This is a genomic window from Streptosporangium sp. NPDC006007 (genome assembly GCF_040614315.1).
Lineage (GTDB): Bacteria > Actinomycetota > Actinomycetes > Streptosporangiales > Streptosporangiaceae > Streptosporangium.
Genome location: NZ_JBEXUG010000078.1, coordinates 2,375 through 8,916 on the forward strand (window position 1 = coordinate 2,375; position 6,542 = coordinate 8,916).

General features: G+C 64.4%; 8 protein-coding genes. 3 read left to right on the plus strand and 5 right to left on the minus strand.

Annotated elements, in window-relative coordinates:
- Window positions 1-656 (plus strand): tetratricopeptide repeat protein (locus ABZ194_RS29745; RefSeq protein ID WP_355600338.1); only part of this gene is annotated, 656 nt, incomplete at its 5' end.
- An 849-nt stretch (window positions 657-1,505) separates the two neighbouring features.
- Here ABZ194_RS29745 and ABZ194_RS29750 read toward each other — a convergent pair.
- The 4 genes from ABZ194_RS29750 to ABZ194_RS29765 form a co-directional block, all read right to left on the minus strand.
- Window positions 1,506-2,174: a site-specific integrase gene (locus tag ABZ194_RS29750; protein WP_355600339.1), complete on the minus strand. Its 669-nt coding sequence runs from the start codon at window positions 2,172-2,174 to the stop codon at window positions 1,506-1,508.
- 236 nt (window positions 2,175-2,410) lie between these two features.
- Window positions 2,411-2,758: a hypothetical protein gene (locus ABZ194_RS29755; protein ID WP_355600340.1), complete on the minus strand. Its 348-nt coding sequence runs from the start codon at window positions 2,756-2,758 to the stop codon at window positions 2,411-2,413.
- Window positions 2,758-2,937, minus strand: a complete 180-nt coding sequence (locus tag ABZ194_RS29760; RefSeq protein WP_355600341.1) for a helix-turn-helix domain-containing protein — start codon at window positions 2,935-2,937, stop codon at window positions 2,758-2,760. The genes ABZ194_RS29755 and ABZ194_RS29760 overlap by 1 nt, the downstream gene beginning before the upstream one ends.
- A complete protein-coding gene (locus ABZ194_RS29765; RefSeq protein ID WP_355600342.1) occupies window positions 2,927-4,030 on the minus strand; it encodes a replication initiator in 1,104 nt (367 codons plus the stop codon). Before ABZ194_RS29765 ends, ABZ194_RS29760 begins: the two co-directional genes overlap by 11 nt.
- A gap of 424 nt (window positions 4,031-4,454) precedes the next feature.
- Here ABZ194_RS29765 and ABZ194_RS29770 point away from each other — a divergent pair, with 424 nt between their 5' ends.
- Together ABZ194_RS29770 and ABZ194_RS29775 are read left to right on the plus strand one after the other, a co-directional pair.
- The gene (locus tag ABZ194_RS29770) at window positions 4,455-5,204 is read left to right on the plus strand and encodes a helix-turn-helix domain-containing protein (protein WP_355600343.1); all 750 of its coding nucleotides are present in this window, start codon (window positions 4,455-4,457) and stop codon (window positions 5,202-5,204) included.
- Window position 5,205: 1 nt separating this feature from the next.
- On the plus strand, window positions 5,206-5,676 hold the full coding sequence (locus ABZ194_RS29775) for an NUDIX domain-containing protein (protein ID WP_355600344.1): 471 nt from the start codon (window positions 5,206-5,208) through the stop codon (window positions 5,674-5,676).
- 240 nt (window positions 5,677-5,916) lie between these two features.
- Here ABZ194_RS29775 and ABZ194_RS29780 read toward each other — a convergent pair whose 3' ends face one another.
- Entirely contained in the window at window positions 5,917-6,285 is a 369-nt protein-coding gene (locus ABZ194_RS29780) for a hypothetical protein (protein WP_355600345.1), read from the minus strand.
- Between the last annotated feature and the right edge of the window lie 257 nt (window positions 6,286-6,542).

A 6,542-nucleotide genomic window follows, 5' to 3' on the forward strand; every position in this document is an offset into this window, starting at 1 on the left:
CTAAGGCCGAGCATCGGGCTGTGCTGGAGGCGCATCGCCGGGTGTTGGGTGAGGAACACCCTTCCACGTTGAGCAGCCGCAATAACCTGGCGGCCGTGCTGCGGGATATGGGGCGGTTGGGGGAGGCTAAGGCCGAGCATCGGGCTGTGCTGGAGGTCTGTCGCCGGGTGTTGGGTGAGGAACACCCTTCCACGTTGAGCAGCCGCAATAACCTGGCGCTCGTGCTGCGGGACCTGGGGCGGTTGGGGAAGGCTGAGGCCGAGTATCGGGCTGTGCTGGAGGCGCGTCGCCGGGTGTTGGGTGAGGAACACCCCGACACGTTGACCAGCCGCAATAACCTGGCGGCCGTGCTGCGGGATCTGGGGCGGTTGGGGGAGGCTGAGGCCGAGTATCGGGCTGTGCTGGAGGCGCGTCGCCGGGTGTTGGGTGAGGAACACCCCCACACGTTGAGCAGCCGCAATAACCTGGCGACCGTGCTGCGGGATCTGGGGCGGTTGGGGGAGGCTGAGGCCGAGTATCGGGCTGTGCTGGAGGCGCGTCGCCGGGTGTTGGGTGAGGAACACCCCCACACGTTGGCCAGCCGCAATAACCTGGCGGCCGTGCTGCGGGATCTGAAGCAGTTGAAAGAAATCCCAAACCCGAATTTTAAGAATTAACGGCTCTAAATCACCGTGAAGATCTTTGAAGTGCTACACCCGCGACCAGGTTGCAACTTCCGTTGCAGTTTAAAGCCGTCCATGGCGAGTCAAGACGGACTACAGATACCTCCGGACCTGCATTGAACCGTCCGGAACAGCCTGAAGGCGATCTTTTAGTCCGTAGGTTCCCAGGTCGGCAGGTTTTCCTGACACACAGGGCGGTAACGGCCTCCGGTGCTATCCAGCATCCTCGGCGTCGTGCCCGATCGCCTACGGCAAGCCGTACCCACGCGGGAGGCGCGGCGCAATGCCGAAGACCGCCTCAACGAGCGTACCGCCGTGCCGTCGCGTGCCCGATCGGGCGGGGAGCGAGGGGGAACAACGGGGAGTCACGGGGAACGCGATCAGCGCCGTGAGCTGCGTCTTCACAGGTCGCCCAAGATCGGCATGCGTCTTTGCAAGCAAGATGTCAGTCGTACAGTTCTGTGTCACGATCGCCAGTAAGTGGCTGATGGCGCGCGGTGGTCGGGGGCGATCGACGGTCCGGGACTTCGTGCCTCAGCCCCGGCCCACCGGGTAGCGTGGCTGGTCATGGTCCATCCTGACGGCATGGCGAAGATGCCGAGAATTGCCGAAAGCCCGGCAGGGGGCCGGATTCCAAGATCCGGAGTATGTGCGGAACGGCCAGTCTTGGAGAGGATGCGGCAGCACCCGAAGCGCCAGGTCAGAGCGTCGCGAGGAGCAGGAAGCGCCCTCCACTTTTAATCCGTAGGTTCTGGGTTCGAGTCCCAGGCGCCCTACCAGCAAAAACGGCCTCGGAACAATCATGCTCCGAGGCCGTTGACGGCTACCTTTGACGGCAACGTCCTATGTGAGCCCTCCCAGTGCCGCGTCGAGCTTGTCCAGGGCCGTGGCCTGGTGTTCCGGGAGAACATGAGCGTAGGTGTTCATGGTGAGCACGATCGTGCTGTGCCCGAGAATCTCCATGATCGTGCGAGTGTCCACACCCTGCGCGAGGAGAATGGTCGCGCAGGTGTGCCGGAGGTCGTGAAGCCTCACCCTCCGAATGCCCGCCGCGTCACACACCGCCCGGAAGTGACGGTAGAGGTTCTGCGGTTCGATCGGTGTTCCGACGTGCGTGGTGAACACCAGCCCTTCCTTGTTGGCCCAGGCACGCCCTGCCGCCAGCCTTTCCTCCTCCTGCTCAATCTTGTGCTCCTTGAGGACCGTGACCAGGTTCGCCGGGAGCCGGATCGTACGGCGAGAGCGCTGTGTCTTCAGGGGCACGAGCTGGAGGCCCTCCCCCTTGTGCCGCTGAAGCGCCTGCCGTACGCGGAGGACGCCGTTCTGCAGATCCACGTCATCCCAGCGCAGCCCGAGCGCCTCACCCCGTCTGAGACCGATGCCCAGGGCCACCGCGTACACGGCGTAGAAGCGGCCCTTGCGTGCCTGCCGGAGAAACTTCCTGGCCTCTTCCACGGTGAGCGCCTGCACCTCCGGACGCTCGACCGTGCCGAGTTGAACGTTCTTGGCCACGTTCCGGATGATCAGATCTTCCCTGATGGCCTGTGCGAGCGCAGCCCGGAGCAGCGCGTGGAGATACTGCACCGTCCGGGCGGAGGGAACCTTCTTGCAACACTTCCCTATCGCGCAGCATCGTTGCTGTTTGCCTGGATCTCTGTGTTGCTTCGGACGCTTGGCGTCGTGGCCCTGTGTGCAGCACTGGCACGTCTTACGGACCTTCACCAACCACGTACGGATGTCCTGAGCCGTCAGCCTCTTGAGGCCTTTCTTGCCGAGACCGGGATCAGGTACAGCCGCACATACGTCTCGTAGCTACGGAAGGTGGACGGCCGGACCTTGGGCCGGGCTACCTGCTCAAGCCAGTACGTCAGGTAGGACCCGACGCTGAGCTTGGTTGTCTCGGCGGGAATGCCCTTGCGTGCATTGGCCAGCGCTTCCGAGATCTTCGCGTTGGCCTCCTCCCAGGTCTTGCCATAGACCCGCAGGCGCGTACGTGTTCCGTCGAGGGATTCGACGTAGGCCGCCCCCTCCCAACGCCCGTCTTTTCGCTGGTAGACACTGCCCGCGCCGTTCGGTTGCTTCTTTCCTCTGGCCATCAGGAGGCCTCCTTCATGAGTCGAGTGACGAAGTCGTCTATGGCGGTTCTCGGAATCCGGCGACAGCGGCCGACTCGGAACGAGGCCAGTTCGTCGGAGCGGAGAAGCCCGTAGAGCATCGATCGGCTGATCTTGAGGAGTTCTGCCGCCTCCTCGACGGTGAGGAAGTCATCCGTCAATGGAGCCCTCCTCACGCTCGGCGGCAATCGTGCGAGCGAGGGAGACGCGTCGCCGGACGTCTTCGGCCAAGATCGCTTCACCTGGGGTGTAGCCGGATCCGGCGAAGCGCCAGTGACCGAGCACGAGGGTGGTCTCGTCGCCGAGGGCGGGCAGGCCGTGCCGCTGGCGTGCTTCGGTGGCCCGGTGTACGGCCCGGACCCCGCGTAGGTCGCCGAGGGTGGTGGAGTAGTGGCGGGATTTGCTGGAGAAGTGACCCCGGAAGCCGAGCATGTGCGCCCAGGGCCGTAGCCGTAGCGCCGTGAACTCCCGGCGTGCGCCCAGGTCCCAGCAGGTACGGATCATCCGCCGCGCGTGCTCGGTGACCGGGAGTGCGTCCAGGTGCAGGCCCGGCTTCAGGCCCGTTCCGTGGCAGCGTCCGCACGAGGCCGTCAGGCTCAGCCGACCGCGGCCCTTGCAGGCAGGGCAGGACAGGCGGTGGTCGACGGTGCCGGAGGCTTCGGCGCCCTTGGTGGCGTACTTGGCGATGTAGCCCGCCACAGCCCGCTCGCTGAGGCCTTCGGCTGACTCGTCAAGCAGGATCGGACGGATGTCGAGCTGATCGCCCCAGACCAGGTCCCACCGGCCGAGATCGCTGGTCGGTGAGACCACCTTGACGCGCCTTGTCGCTTGCGGAATCGCATTGGTGAGCAGGTGGTGATCGGCCCAGTCCGGAGGGGGTTCGCTGCCGCCACCGGGACCGTCGAGGCGGACGACGGCGTGGAAGTGCACCAGGCCCCGCCGCTGGTACTCGGCGACCTTGGAGAAGGAGACCCGTACCTGCTTGGCGAAGGCCGTACGGCTCAGCCCTGCCTCGCTGGCCAGGGTGCGCCGCACTTCGAGGGTGAAGCGGTGCCACAGCGCGCCCACGTGGGCCTGCCACAGCACCGCGCCGGGGTAGTCGTAGCAGTCGGGGCAGTTGGGTTGGCCGAGCCGTTCGTCGCCCGGTTCGTGGCGGACGTGGCAGCCGACCGGCCGACCGTGCTGGCAGAGCTTGTCACGGTTGCACGGACGGCAGGCCCGTACCTTCCCGTTGTTCTCCCTTCTGGTGTGCACCGGCCCGCGGAGTCGATCACGACCAGCTCGGGAGGGCATCGGGTCAGCCACGACCGGACAGGAGGACTGTCGGGCCACTGGACGACTTCGGGCCGGTCGGCGAACAGGCCCAGGCTGATCGTGTGATCACGACGGGCACGAATGCCCTGCTTCCACAGGAGCCGCTGCACGACGGCCAGCGCCTTGTCCTGGCCTTCTACGGTCGCCTCGTCAGCAGTGGGTGAAGCGGCTTTACGGTTGCCCACGGGTTACACCTCCGATGAGCGATCAAGGACCCGTATGGCGTGTCAGCGCCCATGGATCCGGCATGGGGAGGGACGTTTGGTGCGGCTCGATCCGTCCCAAGCATGCTGACCAGGCATGGGACGGGGGAACTTCACGCAAGGACGCTGACGGGACGTCTTGGGGAGCGTATAAACGTCCCATGCCCCCCAACGAGCGTCTACGGTCCGCTCTGCTCACCGCGGGTCTCACTGTCCGGCAACTGGCCGAGGAAGTCGGCGTCGACCCCAAGACCGTCGAACGATGGGTCAGCGCCGGCCGTACTCCACACCCCGGCATCGCTCATCGAGCCGCGGCCGTACTTCGCGAAGACCTCGCCCACCTGTGGCCCGCGATCGAGCAGGGACGACGCCGTAACCGGGGAAGCGGTGAACTGGTCGCCGCGCATCCCACCCGTTCCTCTGCCCCCCTGGACATGTGGCGGACCCTGTTCGAGCGGGCCGAGGGGCACATCGGCATCCTGGTCTACGCCGCCAACTTCCTGCACGAGTCGTGGCCGGACTTCAATGGCCTCCTCGCGACCAAGGCGCGTCAGGGGTGCCGGGTGCGCGTCCTCCTGGGCGACGCCGACTCACCGGTCATCCGAGGCCGGGGAGCCGAGGAGCGGTTCGGGCACGGCATCGAGTCACGCTGTCGCGTCGCGCTCATGCACTACCGGCCGCTGGCTGTGTCATCCGGCGTCGAGGTGCGCGTGCACGCCACCACGCTCTACAACTCCCTGTTCGTCGGCGACGATCACATGATCGTCAACGCGCACGTGTACGGCATGAACGCCTACGGCGCACCGGTCTACCACCTGCGCCGCATACACGACGAGGGACTGTTCGACGTCTACGCCGCCAGCTTTGAGGCAGTGTGGGAACAGTCCCGGCTTCCCGACGAGGATGAGTGAAGTGGCCCGCACCGAGTACTACGACGACCCCGACGCCCCCGAGCCCAACAGCCTGGTCGTGGGCGTGTCCGCTGTGGTCGTCGACGACCGGGGGCGCATCCTGCTGCAACGGCGCGTCGACAACGGGCTGTGGGCACTACCCGGAGGCGGGATGGACCTAACCGAGTCGGTACCGCAGGCCGCCGTACGGGAGGTGAGGGAGGAGACCGGTTACGACGTCGAGGTGACCGGCCTGGTCGGTCTCTACACCGATGCCCGGCACATCATCGCCTACAGCGACGGAGAGGTCCGCCGTCAGTTCAACGTCTGCCTCACCGCCCGTCTCGTCGGCGGGACGCTCGCGGTCAGCGACGAGTCGACCGACGTCCGCTGGGTCGACCGGGAGGAGATCAAGACGCTGCCGATGCACGACACACAGCGCCTCCGGATCGAGCACTTCCTCGACGGAGCGGCCACGCCGTACATCGGCTGAACCGGCAAATCCTGGGTGACTACTGAATCTCAACGCGTGATGTCGCCACAGGCGGCGGCTCTGACCTGGGGTAACAACTGGCCACCGGACGACATCACGCGTAGACCACTAGTAAGTACTTACTCGTCTTCGCTAATATCTAGGGCCGCTCCGACTACCTTCCCCATATCCTCGCATCGTCGGGATTAACGCGGACAGGATTGCGCTTGGAATAGAACCCCTGATGGGCGTCAGAATGTTTTAGCTAGTGAAGAGCGCGCATCCAGCGCCCGGACCAGCATCCCGCACGGTGCAGTAGTAGGAGGAGTAAACATTGATAAGCGTATAATATTTGTCCTGAAAGTTACCCAAACCCTTCGACCAGATCACCGCACCGTTCACGGAGTCGATCACTTTGAAATTGCCGCCACCGACCGTCGTGAGGGCCTCGACAGTGAGCTTGTGACTAGGGCCGACCTGGAGCGATCCTGTAGTGCACGAGGAGACAGTCGCGCTGCAGGGACCGTTGTACGGGGAAGCGATTTGAGCAGCATTTGCCGGTGTTGCTGCTACCGAGACCACGAACGCGCTGGTAATGAGGAAGAAGGAAAAAACGCGTGCTTTGCGCATTACTAGTTCCCTTCGAGTTGGACCACGACGATCCCATGACCTGCTCAGGAAAACACGTACGTAACACTCGACTTCTTCGCGATTATTTTACATCTTCATAGACAAAATGCAAGGTTTCGCCGTGTCTCTGCGTCCGACGGCTGTCTACCCGCGATCTATCAGTGAGCTCATTCCAACCTGATGACGCAGGTAACGGGCTTGTCGCAGTTGGGCCGTACTGCTCCTAAGTAAAGAAGCCCCTGGTAGATGGGTTGTCG